Source organism: Desulfosporosinus sp. Sb-LF, assembly GCF_004766055.1.
In the GTDB taxonomy this organism is placed as follows: domain Bacteria; phylum Bacillota; class Desulfitobacteriia; order Desulfitobacteriales; family Desulfitobacteriaceae; genus Desulfosporosinus.
This window is the reverse complement of record NZ_SPQR01000003.1, coordinates 132,021-148,740: the sequence shown is the minus strand read 5'-3', so window position 1 is coordinate 148,740 and position 16,720 is coordinate 132,021. Positions and strand designations below refer to the sequence as shown.

The window sequence follows — 16,720 nt, the reverse complement described above, 5'->3', positions numbered from 1 at the left end:
ACGGTATTTAAATGCCTGTGTCGCAAAGTTTCTACGGCACTGAAAAGAATTAGGAGCAGAGCAAATGAATGACGAGATGTTGACTGAATTACGACCGAATTTTTTCTTTGTGTCTGGAGAACAAGGTGGGCGGTTTCCTTTTAGCCACGGACTGATGCTCGATACTGGATGCAAGGTTCTGGTCGATACGGGGTTTGGACCCAGCCGTAGGGAAGCGGTAAGGGCTTCTGGCGAAGTCGATGTGATCATAAATACCCATTTTCATATGGACCATGCTTATGGTAACCAATTCTTCCCTAACGCCAAGATTTGGGCACACGTCTCAGATGCTCCCGCTCTACGTTCACCGGAGCAGTTTAAGGCATTCACTGGATTTTCTGGATTCCGTGAATTTCCAGATTTTCCGGGAGGCCCGCCAGGCCAAATGGTGGACAGAGAATTGGCAGACGGGGAACTCCTAGATTTTGGGGATGTTGCACTGCAAGTGATACATACCCCTGGTCATACCCCAGGACACATTTCCCTTTATGAACCAAAGGCCAGTATTTTGTTTTCAGGGGATATTGATCTATCCCCTTTTGGCCCTTGGTATGGCAATGTGCGTTCTGATCTTGAAGCGTTAACAGGCTCTATCAAGCGTCTTATCGAGTTAAATCCCAAGGTTCTTGTGACGAGCCATACCGGCATTGTCTCTGACAACATCCCTGAGAGGTTGAGAGAGTATGCTGATAAACTTGATCTCCGCGATGGACAGATTTTGCAGCACTTACATGCACCGAAGACAATCGCAGAACTGGTGGATATGAAAATAATATATCCACGTTACCCAGAACCCCAAGGACTCTACCGTTTCTTCGAAGAGATCATGCTTGGAAAACACTTACAACGCCTAATGAAACAGGGAAAGATCTTTGTCAAACCAAATCATAAGTACAAAGCCTATGCCTGAATGGGAATTAGTGAATATTAGGAGGTGCTAAACTTGAACATTGAGGATGTAAAAAAGGTTTGTGTAATTGGGGCTGGCAATATGGGTCATCAGATTGCTTTGAGTGCTGCCATAGCTGGTTATCAGGTCAGTTGTACTGACATCAGTCAAGAGATGCTGAGTAAAGCGGAAGCTTTCGCACGTTCTTATTTACCAGAGCGGGTTGCTAAAGGGAAGCTGACCCAGGAACAAGCCGATTTGGGCTTGAAGAATATTTCATTTACCCAAAGTCTGGAGGAAGCGGCAGGAGACTCAGATTTTGTGATTGAGGCTGCTGTCGAAAAAATCAACATTAAACGGAAGCTCTTTGCGGATTTGGATAGGATTACCCCTACTCGTACAATTTTGGCTACCAACAGTTCCTTTATTGTCAGTTCAAAGATTGCAGATGTCACGAAGCGGCCAGATAAAGTATGTAATATGCATTTTTTCAACCCTGCTTTAGTGATGAAACTGGTTGAGGTTGTGCAGGGACCGCATACTTCTACGGAAACTGCACAAATAACTATGGATTTGTGTAAAAAGATGGGTAAAAATGGTGCTTGGCTAAAAAAAGAAATCTATGGTTTTTTAGTTAATCGGATACTTGCCGCGCTCCACCATGAAGCAGAATTTCTTGCCGATATGGGGATTGCTACGCCTGAAGAGATTGATATGGCGGTAACCGATGCCTTAGGTCATCCGATGGGACCGTTCCGTTTAATGGACTTCACAGGTATCGATCTAGCTTACTATATCGGAATGGAACGCTACCAGGAAACCCGAGACCCTAAAGACAAGCCCTCACCGTTGATCGTGGAGAAATTCACCAAGGGAGAATGGGGCAGGAAAACGAAAAAAGGTTTTTACTCTTACGAGTGAAGCACTAGCAGGAATATTTATTTGGTAGAAGTCAAACGAAGTCTTATCGGCTAACACGAGCTAAATTCCAAGGTAGATCAGAGATATTGGAAGGGAGTATACTGTCAATACAATTCAGAATATTTAAAATAAATAAAGACTTTGCTACTGTTCTTGTACCAAAAGATCGCCACCTAGTCGCTGGCGCGGGCAAAGTGTTTCAGAGAATAGAGGGGAGTTCCAATGTCAAAAGCACCCGTATCTATCGTTAAAGTCATAGAGGTTTACGAGTCTCTTCAGGAGAGTTTGAAATTGAGTAATGGGCTAGCAGGATTGAATGCCAATGACAGAATTTTGATTAAACCGAACATTGTCAGCTGGGATTTTGACTTGCCATTCCCTCCTTATGGTGTAGTTACCACCAGTATCGTGATTGGTGCTTTAGTACGAGTGTTAGCTGAACATGGATTTAGTAATTTAACGATTGGTGAAGGCGCTCTTCCCACATTAAACCCTCAAGCGGATACTGTTTACGAAGCTTTGGGATATAGAAAACTTCAGGAGCGCTACGGGGTCAAATTAGTGGACTTTAACCAAGGGGAGTTTGTACCAACAGATTATGGTGATGGGTTCAAACTGGATATTGCCAAGCAAGCTCTGGAAGCGGACAAAATCATTAACGTTCCTGTGTTAAAAACTCATAATCAGGCCAAAGTGTCCTTAGGTATAAAAAATCTTAAGGGATGCCTCAATAAAAAATCTAAACAGGCTTGCCATGGCGTGGGCGATGAGGAGCTTAGTCGTATGTTCCCCCGCATTATTGAAAAGTTGCCAGTGGCTTTGACCATCATCGATGGTCTTTACACTTTAGAAAAAGGCCCTGGCCCTACTGGAAAAGCGATTAGAAAGAATCTATTGATAGCTTCCCGTGATCCGTTTGCCTGTGACCTTGTGGGGGCAGCAATTCTCGGTTATCCGGCGAAAGAGGTCGCTCATCTTTCTAATTATGCCAAAGACCATGGGTACAGTTTGGAATTGACAGATTACGACGTTAAGGGGGAGGGGATTGCGGATCACCAGGAATTTGTAACCTATGATTGGGAATGGGCTGAAGAAGATACCGGTCCAGCTGGGTTTAAAAAGAGAGGCATCAGCGGGCTTGCCATTCGAAAGTATGACAGTAGCCTGTGTACTGGCTGCTCAGTTCAATATAATCCCATGTTGATCCTTCTCTCTTCGGCTTTTAAAGGGAAGCCCTTCCCGAATGTTGAGGTTGTCAGCGGCAAACAACAAATGGCAACCACCGGCTTTGATAATTCAGTGCTCTTTGGTAAGTGTGCATGCCACTTGAATAAAAACAATCCTAATGTTAAAAAGGCTATTCCACTCTGGGGATGCCCACCTGATCTGGAGAAATTCGTTGAGGTATTGGGCAATGAGGGGATCGAATGCGATTATAACGAGTATGTGCGCTTTCGTCATTACTTGTTTGACCGGTATAAGGACAGTGAGGGTTTCCAGCTCGCCGATTGGACGATTGATTGAATAGCGCTAGTCTGATTGAGGAGGTGATCTGGCAAGGTGGAGAATGTGTAGATGTTCCACACAAGATATAAAGGTAGCTAGTCAAATGATCTTTCGATCCTTAGATGAGGCCACAAGCGAACGAATGAGTTCAACGTATTGCCCAACAGAAATGAGAGGAGGATGGAAATGCAGATTTATAAAGTAGCAGTAATAGGGTCAGGTGTAATGGGGAGTACCATCGCTGCGCATCTGGCGAATGCCGGAATCCGGAGCCTGTTATTAGATATTGCCCCTACCAAACTGTCGGCTAAGGAAGAAGCAGCCGGATTGACACTAGAGGATCGTAAAGTGCGGAATAGTATTGCGGAAATCAATAAGGGGAATTTGGAAAAAATGAATCCGGCCCCATTGTTAGTTCCGGAGTTTGCGGAACGGATTGAGGTCGGAAATTTAAGCGATGATTTAGCACGGTTGAACGAAGTTGATTGGGTGATCGAAGTTGTGGTGGAACGCCACGACATCAAGGTGGACCTCTTCAGGAAAATTGCAAATCATGTAAGGCCAGGTACGATTGTCACTTCCAACACCTCGGGGATCTCTTTAAAATCCATGGTGGAGGGGCTTCCAGAGAGTTTTACCCAGTTTTTTCTGGGGACGCACTTCTTTAATCCTCCGCGTTACATGAAACTCTTAGAAATTATCCCGGGACCCAATACCGACCCGGAAGTTATTAAATTCCTCTGCGAATTTGGAGAGCGGGTCTTGGGCAAAGGGGTTGTCATGGCTAAAGATACGCCCAATTTTATTGCTAACCGTATTGGTGCCATCGGCTCTCCGGTGGTGCTCAGGGAAATGCTCCGTACCGGGTTAACAGTTGACGAAGTAGATGCTTTGACGGGACCTGTCATGGGGCGCCCAAAGAGCGCATCGTTTCGTACGATAGATCTAGTCGGATTAGACACCTTTATCCATTCAAACAATAACGTAGCTGAAGGAGTGCCTGCGGAAAAGGAAAACTTTGTTTTACCAGAGTTTATATTTACTATGCTGAAAAACAGGTGGTTGGGAGATAAAACAAAGCAAGGATTTTACAAAAAATCCAAAGGCCCAAAAGGTAAAGTTATTGAAGTTTTAGATGTCCAAACGATGACCTATGGCCAACAAAAAAGTAGGAACTTTGCTTCTTTGGAAAAAGCAAAAGCAGCAAGAAGTCTTCCCGAAAAACTTCGTACCTTAGTTAGCGGAGATGACGTTGGCACAGAGTTTGCCTGGAATGTTTTAAAACCGTCTCTCCTATATGCCGCTACTATTGTTAAGGATATAGCGGATAATATTACAGGAATCGACGAAGCTATGCGCTGGGGTTACAATTGGGAAATGGGTCCGTTTGAGATTTGGGATGCACTTGGAGTCAAAGCAACTGCGGATCGTATCGTCGCGGAAGGGGGCACTATACCCCCGTTAGTGGAAGAATTGCTCGGTAAAGGATATGAGAGCTTCTATCAGAAAACTGAGGCGGGACATATGGCTTATTATGAAAATGGAAACTATCATCGAAAAGCCATAAGTCCATACTCTTTCTCGCTTAAACAAGCCCATAAAGCAGGTAAGGAAATTTTGGGCAATGCCGGAGCAAGTCTAATGGACTTAGGAGATGGGGTAGCCTGTTTAGAATTTCGTTCTCCCAACAATTCTATCAACGAAGATGTTGTCAACATGATTAATAAGTCGTTGGAAGAAGTGGAGAAAAATTATCTTGGTATGGTAATTGGCAATCAAGGAAAAAACTTCTGCGTGGGGGCCAACCTCTTTCTTATACTTCAAGAAGCCGAAAAAGGAAACTGGAAAGATCTGGATATTGGTGTTCGTGAATTGCAGAATGCGACGAATGCCTTGAAATACGCTAAAAAACCTGTCGTAGCGGCACCTTTTGGAATGACCCTCGGGGGAGGAGCGGAAATTTGTCTGCATTCTCATGTCATTCAAGCCTCTTCAGAAACTTACATGGGCCTCGTCGAACTCGGAGTCGGGTTAATTCCTGCCGGTGGTGGAACCAAGGAAATGGCTGTTCGGGCAACAGAAGGAATTTTACCGGGAGTGCAAGTTGCACCAGATTATTTGTTTGCCAAACGTTTTGAAGTGATTGCTATGGCTCAAGTCTCCCCAAACGCGGAAAAAGCGCGACAACTGGGCTTCTTACGTGACCATGACCGCTATAGCATGAATCCCGAGCATATCATCATGGATGCAAAAGCGCGAGTCATTGACTTAGCCCGTAACTTCAGGCCTAATTTGTCAACGAAGGTAAAAATGGCGGGTGCTGGTGTGCGTGCTACTTTGGAGCTTGCAATGTATGGAATGCGCCAAGGAAATTATATCTCGGAGTATGATCAGTACCTTGGTAATAAACTGGCTTATGTCATAACTGGTGGAAATCGACCGGCAGGAACACTCGTCGATGAACAATATTTCTTAGATCTTGAACGAGAAGTATTTTTAAGTTTACTTGGGGAAGGAAAAACCCAAGATCGCATCCGGCATATGCTCTCCAAAGGCAAACCATTACGAAATTAAGGGGGGAAAAGCATGCAAGAAGCCTACATTATTGAAGCCAAGCGGACAGCTATTGGTAAATCGGGCAAAGGAGACTTGGCACAGGTTCGTCCCGACGATTTAGGTGCTTACGTTATCCAAGATATTCTCAAAAAGATACCATCTCTTAAGCCAGAAGAAATTGAAGACTTTGTCCTAGGTTGTTCCTTTCCGGAAGCAGAACAAGGGATGAATCTGGCCAAAGTCATGGCACTGCGCGCCGGTCTCCCAATCGACGTCCCTGGCGTGACTATCAATCGATTTTGTTCCTCGGGACTTCAGGCCATTTCCATGGCAGCAGACCGCATTCGTTTAGGCGAAGCGGATGTCATGCTGGCAGGTGGAGCAGAGAGCATGTCTTTGGTCCCTATGGGTGGGGCGAAACCAGCACCCAATCCCTACCTGATCGCAAATGCACCGGAAGTTTATCTCTCAATGGGCATCACCGCTGAAAATGTCGCTAAGAAATATGAAGTAACCCGTGAACAGCAAGATGCCTTTGCCGTCACAAGCCACCAAAAAGCTTATGCAGCCCAGAGCAGCGGACGTTTTGAGGAAGAAATTGTTCCGATCCCACTATTTGCTTGGGGAAAACCTGGTGAAAAATGGTTCGATAAAGACGAAGGAATTCGTCCAGAGACCACAGTGGAATCACTGGCAAAACTCAAGCCGGCCTTCTTGAATGGAGGTTCCGTTACGGCAGGGAACTCGTCCCAGACGAGTGATGGTGCAGCTATCACGCTGCTTATGTCCGAGCAAAAAGTCAAAGCCCTGCATCTTAAACCGGTTGCGGTTTGGCGAGGATTTGCCGTGGCCGGTGTAGAACCCGAACTGATGGGCATTGGCCCAATTAAGGCTATCCCCAAAGTCTTAAAGCAAGTTGGATTAACCCTTGACCAAATTGACTTATTTGAGTTGAATGAAGCATTTGCATCCCAATCGCTGGCGATCATTAAAACGCTGAACATAGACCCGACAAAAGTGAATGTAAACGGCGGGGCCATTGCTTTCGGACACCCACTTGGCTGTACAGGAGCGAAGCTAACAGCAACATTGTTACATGAAATGAAAAAACGGAAGCTAAAATACGGCATAGTTACTATGTGTATCGGTGGCGGCATGGGAGCAGCAGGGGTGTATGAATTGCTTTAGAAGTAAGGGGTCTTTGCACGATCACACGAGTTCCATTCACTGGCTCGTTCGATGCTAAGCTTATCACGCCAACCTCTGTTGTAGCGCAAGAAGTAAACCGCGGCGTGATAATCCTTTAGCATTCGGTACTCGCTGTATCTTGAACTCTACTGACGTGTTCACCTAGCAAACCCCCTTAGTTTCTGGTAGGGGAACGAGGGGACGGTGAAAGTAAGGGGGCTTTGCACGTTCGCACGAGTTTCGTTCACTAGAGTCAAGTTGAAAGTTAGATAAGGAGAGATATGCGAAGAGTGAGGTAAGAAGTTCCGGTGTTTGCCCGAACTTCGAACTTCGATTAAGAGGAGGAAGAGGAAGATGGCCGAATGGGTAAAAGAATACCAAAGTAAGCTTGTTTCCCCTGAAAAAGCAGCGAGTGTTGTTAAGAGTGGAGATTGGATCGGGTATTCATATGGTGTCAATACTGTGCCAGCCCTAGACCGGGCCTTAGCAGCGCGTGCCCCTGAACTCCATGATGTTCAACTTCTTGCTGGAGTTTCGACGCGTCCTCATGCTGTAATAATGGCAGATCCCAAAGGGGAGCATTTCACTTGGAATTGTACTCATTTTAGTGTGATTGACCGCAAGTATTATGATATGGGAAGGGCCTTTTACGTTCCCCTGAAGTACTCTGAGGTTCCGCGTTATATTCGGGATAATGTGCGCATTGATATTCTAATGGTCCAAGTCAGCCCTATGGATAAACACGGGAATTTCAACCTGGGGCCCACGATTTCCCATTACCGAGCCTCTGCGGATAAGGCTAAAATAATAATCGTGGAGATCAATGAAGATATGCCTATTGCCCACGGAGGCTACGGACACTATCTTCATGTTTCTGAAATAGATTATATTGTTGAAGGTGGTCATACGGGAATGCCTCAGATCCCGTCTGAGAGTTCTGACGAAATAGATCAACATATCGCAAAGTATGTTCTAGAAGATTTAAGAGATGGAGACTGTCTGCAACTGGGGATCGGCACGATGCCGAATGCCTTAGGGCAACAGATCGCACAGTCCAACTTAAAGGACTTAGGAATTCATACGGAGATGTTGGTTGACAGTTTTGTGGACATGGTTGAAAATGGCCAAATATCAGGAAAGAAAAAGCAAATTGATCCGGGTCGGATTGTCTATACCTTCGCCGGGGGAACTCAAAAACTCTATGATTTTATCGATAATAATCCACAAGTGGCAGGCTATCCAGTCGATTACACCAATGATCGAGTGATTGCCAGTTTTAATGACAATGTTGTCTCGATTAACAATGCCCTAGAAATTGATCTCACAGGGCAAGTATGTTCAGAAACCATTGGTCATCGCATGATCAGTGGAGCGGGCGGTCAATTGGATTTTGTAGATGCAGCTTATAACTCTAATGGGGGAAGAAGTTATATTTGTATGGCTTCCACATATACCGATTCGAAAGGAAAGAAGTATTCCCGCATTAATCCATTATTAACACTGGGCGCGGTGGTTACGGACACACGCTCTACCGTTCAATACGTTGTGACAGAGTATGGAAAGGTCAATCTCAAAGGACAAACGACTTGGCAACGGGCTGAGAAATTGATCAGCATTGCTCATCCGGATTTCCGAGAGGAACTAATTCGCGAAGCACAGAGGTTAAATGTCTGGCGAGTGAGTGGAAAACGTTAATATAGTAGGAAGTAAACTAAAAGGGGCTGTAACTAAACTTGTTTTCCAGTTTGTTACAACCCGTTTTTGTTCAAGAAGTTCATATAAGTTTGAGGATTATTCACTTTTAGAAGAGGAGATTAAAAGACGCTACCAGCATATCATTTAATTCCGATCTTTATACGTATCGTGACCCTCGCGGATTGATTTATCTGGAGGTCCTTCCGCTTTTTTGAAGCTGGTTCGAGTTGTTTTATAGATTTATTACCATTAGTTACAGAGCTACTTGGGATCTTCTTTTCATTCTAGTTGTTAAGAGTAAATTGAGTGTGGCGATCGCAGCCCCAGCGATAAATACATACTCATAGCCCAGAACAGTCCAGATAAACCCGCCTAGCCATGGCACAAACATTGAAACCATGTGATCCAAGGTTATTCCCATGGATAGAGTTGGAGAAACATCTTCTGCGCTAAGCGCTATTTTTTTCAAATAGGTTGCTCTGGCCATGCTAACTGCTGCAAGCATTTGATCGAGAACAAATAGAGCGCATATAACGTATAAAGTCATGCGTCCTAGACCCAGATTATCGAATATCCCCTTTGTGAAGGCATAACCCATGCAAACAAAGATCAAAGACACTGCTTCTCCCGCCAAGACGAATCGCTCTCCTACACTATCAATCAAATGACCAATGAAAGGCTTGAACACAATTCCGAGGCCAGCGATAAAGAAGCTTAAAATGGCAAAAGTAGCCACCCCTTGATTGAATACTTTAATGAGTACCCATGGGCCAAAGGTGATGAAAATCTGTTTTCTAGCACCATAAAGGATATTCAGTCCGTAAAAAACTTTATATTCTCGGCGTAGAACAAAGCGTTTTCCGATTCTCTTTCCAGAGTGAGGGGTCATCATTAGAATAAATACAGCCGACAAGAAGAAGGCTGCCCCAGAAAAGGAAAAGGCTAAATGATAGTCGATTTTAATAAACCGAAATAGGAATGCGGTGGCCAAACTAGTTATCAGAAAGACTGCCGTGTTTACAGAGTTAATCTGGCCCAAGCGTCTACCCATATGACCATCAGCAGCCAAATTCATCCCGATACTATTCGACATGGGCATGAACAAATGCTGGCCCATGCTGTAAACTGTTAGCCAGCCGATCATCGGCAGGTATTCTGGCGACCAGAATGCCAGGCCGAGAGACCCTAGTCCGGCAAGAAGGTTGGCCACAGCGGCTGTCCGTATATCTCCGAAGGCAAACAAAAGACCCGTTACAAAGACAACTGCAAATCCTGGGAATTCCCGAGGGATTTCCAAAAAAGTTCTTTGGGTTATGGTTAGGTGATAGCTATCATTGAGGAAGTTATTAAAAAAAGAAGTATCGACGCTTTGGCTAATCCCTACAGCGGCGCTGGCCAATAAGAATAACATAAAGTCCCTTTTTCCTAGTCCCCACATACCTTCGTTCCTCTCAATCATAAAATAATTACTGGGGCGTTTGACGTTCCCCCAGTTTTTAAATTATAATTCTACTTATGAGGCAACGAATCCTGCGAATCACGAAATTTATTCCGATTATATTCGGCATAAGATGCGTCGTTTTAACTTCTCACATGGAGACTATCATAATAACGAGACACAATCCTAATTATTAAAGGATTGTGTCTCATTATTTATCGTTTTTACAATTATGCTCTTAAATAAGGGGCCTATTCTTCAGAATAAATGCGTTTTTCTCCTTGGAGGGTTTGTATTCGCTGAATATCTTGAGTCACTTCAATCGTCCCGCGATAAGTCCCGTCTGGATCACGCAGAGCAAAATATTGAATATAGACAAACTGACCATTCATGTGAATCCAGAATTCGGCAAAATCCCGTAGACCGCTTTTGAAATCGCCAACAATTTTCGTGACAATATGAACACTATCAGGTGGGTGGCAATTTTGAACATTGCGTCCGATAATCGCCTTGCTTCGTTGAAAAATACGCTCTTTGCCAAAGGAGAAATAACGGACAATATCCTTTTCATCCACAAACGTGATATCAACTGGAAGATGGTTAAAGATAAGACTAATCTGCTCAAGAGTCAGGGCGCCAGTATGAAAAGGAAGAAGTCCCTGAAATACGCTTTTGCCGTGTTCCTGATTTACGGGGAAGGCACCGGGATCGACGGGTGGTTCAGGAGGTGCGGTAGGAATCCAACCAAAGTCCGGCTTAACTAAGGTATAGCCGATTTCATTGCTCTGTTCGGCTACAGCAGCCCATTCTCCCTCTGTGAGGGTTTCCGTGCTCATGGGAAACATGATGTTCTCTTCTTTATAAATAAGATCTTCAATCGACTGAAGGGCGGGTAGTGCAGTAGTCTGGATGAGTGCCGTTAAGTCTTTTTTCCCTTTCGATGGATTAGAGAGTGCCTGGGAAATTTGTTTGAGCTGGGCCCGTATGTCATCTTGGATTGCCCACATGACTTTTGGAGGGCCACTTACTCCATGCTTTTCTAAATAAGCAAAGAGAATATTTTCCTTGCGGCTATAGTGCTTCTCGATCTCAAGCAATTGTTGGTGCAGAGGTTGCCAGTCTTTGAGCTTATGTTCTAAATTGGCATCCGGATTCATACTTAGAATCTGTTCAAGAATGGGTCGTATTGCTTGAACGACACGTCCGATTGCCTGGTTTTCTTTGCGAAACGTATGAACTGGATGCCCTCCCTGTTCTTGTGATTTTGGTTGTTGGTCTAAACTATCTTGAAACACTGAAACATGGACATCACAGAGGCTTTTGATTTCGGTTGCCGGTAACCCTTCCTGAATTAGTTCTTGTTCAAGGGCCGCAATTTCTGTGGCGCCGACATCGGACAGAAGTTCACGGAATCGTTCTTTAAGTTCTTGAGGGTTTTTATTCTGGTGAATATCTCGAATAATTTGCTTTAAGGTTTCTCTTCGCTGACTATGATTATTGATGAGTTCGCTCATGAGCAATTCTCCCTTCGTCGCAAAAACTTCTCGTTCTCAGAAAGCATGTGACAATTAGCGGTTTTTCATACATCATTTACGACTACTAAGAGTTGGTATCGTAAGATCCGCCGTGATTTCTGAAAGAAGGACTTGCACATTAAGAAATTGCCCTTCCATTATATGGTGTATGATGGAAGGGGGGAACCTCAAATTATGCACCATATAATTCGTCGTGGCGATACCTTGCACAAAATTACCAAAAGGCTTGGAAAGCCGATTCATCATTTGATCCTTTTGAATCCACATGTCTATAACCCGAATCGGATTTATCTCGGGCAAAAAGTGAGAGTCCATTAAAGATCTAAAATAATAGAAGACAGGAGTTGGACTCCTGTCTTTTGGTTTTGATCTAATTTTTAAGCGATAGTTTATTTTGCTTAAATTTCGAAGGTCCACGTAATGGAAGGGCTGCAAAATGGTTTCATAAAGAGAGTATTTTGTAGTAGGGAATTAATATATTAGAAGAAGTGTAATTCAAGGGCAGATACAAATATAGTTCCTCAAATTACATTACATAGAGTTTACCCGCTATACCTATACTTGGAAACCCTTTTTACGGTTTGGGGAGAAATGGATGTGATGAAAACTTGAAGCTTATAGGGTCTTTAATAGTTATGCTTGCATTTGGGGCAGTTATGTTAAGTTATCATTCTGCAACAATAGTCCCAGATCAATTTCGGCAACAAGAGAGCCAACTTCAGGACACAAACAAAGTGGATGAGGTTGCTATCCGAGAGCTTGTCATTAATTATGTTACCGCTCTGCAAACATATGACTATAGAACACTAAGCAACCTTCGTGGTTTGCAGTATTGTACCCCAGGTTATAGGAAACTAGTGGAAAAAGAAACACCCCCAATCCTTACACGAATTAAAAGGGACAAAGAGACACATAAGGTTGAAAGTGTACAAATCAATTCAATAGAAATAGAATTACAAGTAACGGCCTATGTCACATATAAAATCAAAGGAAAAGGGACTTCAAATGGGGAAAGGCCTGTTTCCGTCGATATAAGAGGAGATTTAGTCTGCCAGAAAATTGATGGGAAATGGTTGGTGGATTTGGATGACTTAGAGCCTAGAAAAGATGCTTTAGTGCGGATCTACAATAGGTAAAAGAGAGCCAGTTCCTGGTGTTCTAATCAACCTCTTTCATTTGTCTGAAAAGCAGACCAAATGGGGTATTTTGATCGTGGGAATTATTATTAACCTTCAAAAAAAGTTTCCTCTTTGAAGAGATTGAACTTATAATCCAGTCCCCAAGTTTGACAGCTGCTATGGCTAAGAAGATTCCGGCGATCACATCGGTGACCCAATGGATTTCAAGATAAAGAGTGGAATAGATGACGGAGACACAGAAGAATGTCCAAATCCAGCGAAATAATTTATCCTTTTCTCTCCATGCAAGCAAAAGCATAGCAAAAGCAATTGAAGTGTGCATAGAAGGGAAACAATTAACAACGACGACAGCCGCATCAGCTGCCGAAAGTTGACGGGCCATTCCGTCGGGGTGACCTAGAACATACCAGACTTCATTAACGTGAATCGTTAAATAAAAAGGGAAAATCAAAACAAATTGTAAGACATGTGCTGATAAGCTGTAACGTATCATTTTCAAAGAATCTTTGGCAAGAAAGGAACGGTAAACGGGTATCAGCACAGGAAGAGTAAAGCCATTCGCATAAATCCAACGGAAATAGTCTGTTAACCAAGGGGTCTGTATAACCCTAAACATCCAGCCGTCATTACCAGGTATTGCCTTAAAAAAATTATTCAGATCTAGAAGGTGCGTTTGAGTACCCAGTTGCCAATAGACAACGTTATTCCAGATTGGCGGGAAATAGCGCCACATTATGATAGGAAAAAGAACTAAGGGTATCCCGAACCATAAGAAGCTTCTCCAAGGAATGAGCAAACGATCTTCCGGCAATCCCCATAAGGCCACTGCGAGCAAAAGATAGGAATAATGGGAGGAACGGTACGGAGCAACAATAAAGTACGCCACCATTGCTATCGAGCATAGTCGTGAAAAGTACTTCTTTGACCATTCAATTGTTCTGATTGTTCTAGTATTTCTAAAGTCCATCGAAGAGATCATCTAGTCTATTTCAATCCTTTCCCAATGTGTATGTCAGGTGAAGTGGCTTTGATCGGTGAACAAGTATTGAGCCATGTGCAAGTTTGGAATTCTGAACAAGCTTTGGTCCATGAATGAGTCTTGGGCGAGGGACGTGAGTTTTAGATGACGTTCGCCATACTAAATATCCCCGACAGAGAGGATAAAGAATTATCAAACCCAGTAGCCAAATTCCTATTCCAAATACTAAAGAAAATCCATTAAAGTTCGCGAATAGTGCCGGTACAGCGGCATAAAGCCAAAGGTGGGTAATGTAGAAAACGAGGGGGACTTGACCAAAGTTCTCCAAAACGGACCCAATTTTCGAGGTATTTGGAAGTCGGTAAAATAGGCATAGCAATAGAAAGACAAGACCTAGATAAAAGAGCAAGTAGTCTGGGCTCGGGGGGTATTTAGAAAGTCCGAAAAAACCCTGAAAGGTGCCGTCGGGGTGAAGGTAATCCCCAATCCCCGCTAAACGAAAGATAAAGAAAAGTGCTAGACTACCAACTCCTGAGACGGCAAATCGTTTTATTTCGTAAGCAATTCCTCGTTTTTTTTCAAATGTGTGTCCATACAGCCAACCAAGGGCCATCGGTAAAAACCAAGGTATGACTGGAAAGTTGTTATTCACCAACAACCTCGCCGAAAAGGGGATAGGTAAGACTAAAATAGCCTGCAAAGTTTGTACCCACGTTGGATGAATTGGAAAACTTCTCGTAAGAGCTGGAAGAAACCATTGACTCAATAAATAGAGCAGCCCGGAAACTCCAAAGAGCTTCCACGGAGAAATATGGCGCCCAAGCGCCAGAATAAAGAAACCCATTCCTATGGTCGATAAAATGCTCAAAGAAAAAAAGGTTCCTAAGGTGATGGAAGAAAATGAGTCGGTCTTGAGTAATAGTGCGACATTAAAGGCGGGAGAAGCAATAAACACTTGGAAAGCGATTAAATATAGCCCTCTTTGCCACAAATGACGACTTATACTGGAACTTGAACAACCTTTTAATTCGCGTTTTTTGATCGAAAGGGCCAATACATAACCGGCAATAAAAAGGAAGCCAGGTGCACATAAACTAGATAAGAACATAACAATTAGGGCTAGGGAACTTGAAACACCGAGTGGATTATAGGTGAGATTGCCATTAACCATTAGAGGTAAACCTTCATTATTAATGCGTCCGCTACTCCAAAAAAACAAGGCATGGTCTAACGCCATGAAGATCATAATTAAGCCACGGGTACGGTCTAAAAATGGAAGCCTGCCCAAAATAAACAACTTCTTTCTCCAAACTTACTTTCTGTTGAAAAGTATACTACCCAAAATTCTAGAAAATCTGTGCAATTTATGATCAAGTTGTTAAGAACTGGTTAAGGAACTAGGGTGCCAATTTGCCACGCACTGAATACTAATATCCTAGTCAAACTTCTGCAAAGGAGAAATCGACATGTATATTCACGTTGTTGAACGTGGTGACACCTTATGGATTCTTGTCAATCGTTATGGTGTGACTATTCGACAGATCAATACCGCCAACGGCTTATCCGACTCCGATAAATTGGTTATTGGCCAATCCCTCGTCATCCCCACCGCCAACGAGTATCACACGGTTAAACAAGGAGAAAGTCTCTGGCAAATCGCAAAACTCTACGGTACTACACCAGAGAGAATCGCCCAGGTGAATCAACTTGTCAATCTTAACCTTATTCAAGTAGGGCAAAGACTTAAATTGCCGACTAAGACTAAACCGTTCAAAGAGGTTAATGCCTATTTAATCAATCAAGGAAGCACTGGTCAAAAGATGATTGAACAGATCGGTCAACATTTAACGTACCTATGTCCCTTCAGTTATGAAGTAAGAAGCGATGGGAGCCTCAAAACTCTAAATGATCTCAATCTGTTAACGATCTCGCGGTCGAAACAAGTTGCTCCTTTAATGAGCATCTCAAACCTTGATGATAAAGGCTTTAATTCGGCAATTGTTCATACAGTCTTAACTGACCTCCCTGTGCAACAGAGTCTTATAGATAACATTGTGAGGATAATGGCTGAAAAAGGGTTTAGGGGTCTTAATGTCGACTTTGAATACGTTCCTTCGGGGGATCGCGAACGGTATAATTACTTTCTTCAGCAATTAGTTAATCGCTTGCATCCGCGGGGTTATTCGGTTTCAAGTGCTTTGGCCCCAAAACTTTCTTCCATCCAAAAGGGTCTTCTTTATGAAGCCCATGACTACCCGATCCATGGCCAACTACTGGACTTTATGGTCCTAATGACCTACGAATGGGGCTGGGCCGGTGGACCCCCTATGGCAATATCCCCGCTTAACATGGTAAAGCGTGTCGTGGATTACGCTGTCACCGTCATTCCGAACTCTAAGATTATGATTGGCATAGCCCTATATGCACGTGACTGGACATTGCCTTACGTCAAGGGAGGCCCAAATGCCCGCACCTTTAGTCCCCAATACGCAATTCAGTTGGCTACCCGCTACCATGCTCCTATTCAGTATGATCAATTATCCCAATCTCCATTCTTTGAGTATACCGATGAACAAGGTCGTAACCATGTTGTTTGGTTTGAAGATGCGCGTAGCATGCAAGCGAAGTTTAACCTAGTCAAAGACTATAACCTCCGTGGTATCAGCTATTGGGTTCTGCCCGCATCCTTCGAACAAGTATGGTATGTGCAGGAAGATAGTTTCGAAGTAATTAAGCTATAAAATGTAAGTTGCTTCTTTTTTTGATGGGTTTTTTAAAACTAAGTTGTTATAATCAAATCAAAGGGTAATTTTTTATTGGGAAGGATATTATGAA

General features: G+C 43.5%; 13 protein-coding genes. 9 read left to right on the top strand and 4 right to left on the bottom strand.

Annotation, left to right across the window (positions count from 1 at the left end; translation table 11 throughout):
* Window positions 1-64 precede the first annotated feature (64 nt).
* The 6 genes from E4K68_RS05375 (at window position 65) to E4K68_RS05350 (ending at window position 8,794) form a co-directional block, all read left to right on the top strand.
* Entirely contained in the window at window positions 65-949 is an 885-nt protein-coding gene (locus E4K68_RS05375; protein ID WP_135377887.1) for an MBL fold metallo-hydrolase, read from the top strand.
* Window positions 950-982: 33 nt separating this feature from the next.
* Window positions 983-1,849 carry a 3-hydroxyacyl-CoA dehydrogenase family protein gene (locus tag E4K68_RS05370; RefSeq protein ID WP_135377885.1) on the top strand — a complete coding sequence of 289 codons (867 nt, stop codon included), beginning with the start codon at window positions 983-985 and terminating at the stop codon, window positions 1,847-1,849.
* A gap of 222 nt (window positions 1,850-2,071) precedes the next feature.
* On the top strand, window positions 2,072-3,373 hold the full coding sequence (locus tag E4K68_RS05365; RefSeq protein ID WP_135377883.1) for a DUF362 domain-containing protein: 1,302 nt from the start codon (window positions 2,072-2,074) through the stop codon (window positions 3,371-3,373).
* A 168-nt stretch (window positions 3,374-3,541) separates the two neighbouring features.
* Window positions 3,542-5,929 (top strand): 3-hydroxyacyl-CoA dehydrogenase/enoyl-CoA hydratase family protein, encoded by a 2,388-nt coding sequence (locus E4K68_RS05360; protein WP_135377881.1) that lies wholly within the window; start codon window positions 3,542-3,544, stop codon window positions 5,927-5,929.
* Window positions 5,930-5,941: 12 nt separating this feature from the next.
* Window positions 5,942-7,099 carry an acetyl-CoA C-acyltransferase gene (locus E4K68_RS05355; protein WP_135377879.1) on the top strand — a complete coding sequence of 386 codons (1,158 nt, stop codon included), beginning with the start codon at window positions 5,942-5,944 and terminating at the stop codon, window positions 7,097-7,099.
* Between the two features lie 354 nt (window positions 7,100-7,453).
* On the top strand, window positions 7,454-8,794 hold the full coding sequence (locus E4K68_RS05350) for an acetyl-CoA hydrolase/transferase C-terminal domain-containing protein (protein WP_135377877.1): 1,341 nt from the start codon (window positions 7,454-7,456) through the stop codon (window positions 8,792-8,794).
* A gap of 253 nt (window positions 8,795-9,047) precedes the next feature.
* Here the strand turns inward: E4K68_RS05350 and E4K68_RS05345 are convergent, their stop codons facing one another.
* Window positions 9,048-10,253, bottom strand: coding sequence for an MFS transporter (locus E4K68_RS05345; RefSeq protein ID WP_243450271.1), 1,206 nt, complete (start codon window positions 10,251-10,253; stop codon window positions 9,048-9,050).
* Between the two features lie 230 nt (window positions 10,254-10,483).
* Window positions 10,484-11,746 (bottom strand): DUF438 domain-containing protein, encoded by a 1,263-nt coding sequence (locus E4K68_RS05340; protein WP_135377873.1) that lies wholly within the window; start codon window positions 11,744-11,746, stop codon window positions 10,484-10,486.
* A gap of 195 nt (window positions 11,747-11,941) precedes the next feature.
* Between E4K68_RS05340 and E4K68_RS05335 the strand changes: the two genes are divergently transcribed.
* A complete protein-coding gene (locus E4K68_RS05335; RefSeq protein ID WP_135377871.1) occupies window positions 11,942-12,085 on the top strand; it encodes a LysM peptidoglycan-binding domain-containing protein in 144 nt (47 codons plus the stop codon).
* Window positions 12,086-12,423: 338 nt separating this feature from the next.
* Window positions 12,424-12,903 carry a hypothetical protein gene (locus E4K68_RS05330; protein WP_158291365.1) on the top strand — a complete coding sequence of 160 codons (480 nt, stop codon included), beginning with the start codon at window positions 12,424-12,426 and terminating at the stop codon, window positions 12,901-12,903.
* A gap of 22 nt (window positions 12,904-12,925) precedes the next feature.
* Here E4K68_RS05330 and E4K68_RS05325 read toward each other — a convergent pair whose 3' ends face one another.
* Both E4K68_RS05325 and E4K68_RS05320 read right to left on the bottom strand, forming a co-directional pair.
* Entirely contained in the window at window positions 12,926-13,795 is an 870-nt protein-coding gene (locus E4K68_RS05325) for a phosphatase PAP2 family protein (protein WP_243450270.1), read from the bottom strand.
* Between the two features lie 100 nt (window positions 13,796-13,895).
* Window positions 13,896-15,173, bottom strand: a complete 1,278-nt coding sequence (locus E4K68_RS05320; RefSeq protein ID WP_243450269.1) for a heparan-alpha-glucosaminide N-acetyltransferase domain-containing protein — start codon at window positions 15,171-15,173, stop codon at window positions 13,896-13,898.
* Between the two features lie 178 nt (window positions 15,174-15,351).
* Between E4K68_RS05320 and E4K68_RS05315 the strand changes: the two genes are divergently transcribed.
* Window positions 15,352-16,626 carry a glycosyl hydrolase family 18 protein gene (locus E4K68_RS05315; RefSeq protein WP_135377865.1) on the top strand — a complete coding sequence of 425 codons (1,275 nt, stop codon included), beginning with the start codon at window positions 15,352-15,354 and terminating at the stop codon, window positions 16,624-16,626.
* The last annotated feature ends 94 nt before the right edge of the window (window positions 16,627-16,720 follow it).

What these genes read in the sequence shown, in the direction of transcription:
- E4K68_RS05375 (WP_135377887.1), top strand. Translation starts at nt 65, where the DNA reads ATGAATGACGAGATGTTGACTGAATTACGACCGAATTTTTTCTTTGTG.
- E4K68_RS05365 (WP_135377883.1), top strand. Translation starts at nt 2,072, where the DNA reads ATGTCAAAAGCACCCGTATCTATCGTTAAAGTCATAGAGGTTTACGAG.
- E4K68_RS05360 (WP_135377881.1), top strand. Translation starts at nt 3,542, where the DNA reads ATGCAGATTTATAAAGTAGCAGTAATAGGGTCAGGTGTAATGGGGAGT.
- E4K68_RS05355 (WP_135377879.1), top strand. Translation starts at nt 5,942, where the DNA reads ATGCAAGAAGCCTACATTATTGAAGCCAAGCGGACAGCTATTGGTAAA.
- E4K68_RS05350 (WP_135377877.1), top strand. Translation starts at nt 7,454, where the DNA reads ATGGCCGAATGGGTAAAAGAATACCAAAGTAAGCTTGTTTCCCCTGAA.
- E4K68_RS05345 (WP_243450271.1), bottom strand. Translation starts at nt 10,253, where the DNA reads ATGATTGAGAGGAACGAAGGTATGTGGGGACTAGGAAAAAGGGACTTT.
- E4K68_RS05340 (WP_135377873.1), bottom strand. Translation starts at nt 11,746, where the DNA reads ATGAGCGAACTCATCAATAATCATAGTCAGCGAAGAGAAACCTTAAAG.
- E4K68_RS05335 (WP_135377871.1), top strand. Translation starts at nt 11,942, where the DNA reads ATGCACCATATAATTCGTCGTGGCGATACCTTGCACAAAATTACCAAA.
- E4K68_RS05330 (WP_158291365.1), top strand. Translation starts at nt 12,424, where the DNA reads ATGTTAAGTTATCATTCTGCAACAATAGTCCCAGATCAATTTCGGCAA.
- E4K68_RS05325 (WP_243450270.1), bottom strand. Translation starts at nt 13,795, where the DNA reads ATGGTGGCGTACTTTATTGTTGCTCCGTACCGTTCCTCCCATTATTCC.
- E4K68_RS05315 (WP_135377865.1), top strand. Translation starts at nt 15,352, where the DNA reads ATGTATATTCACGTTGTTGAACGTGGTGACACCTTATGGATTCTTGTC.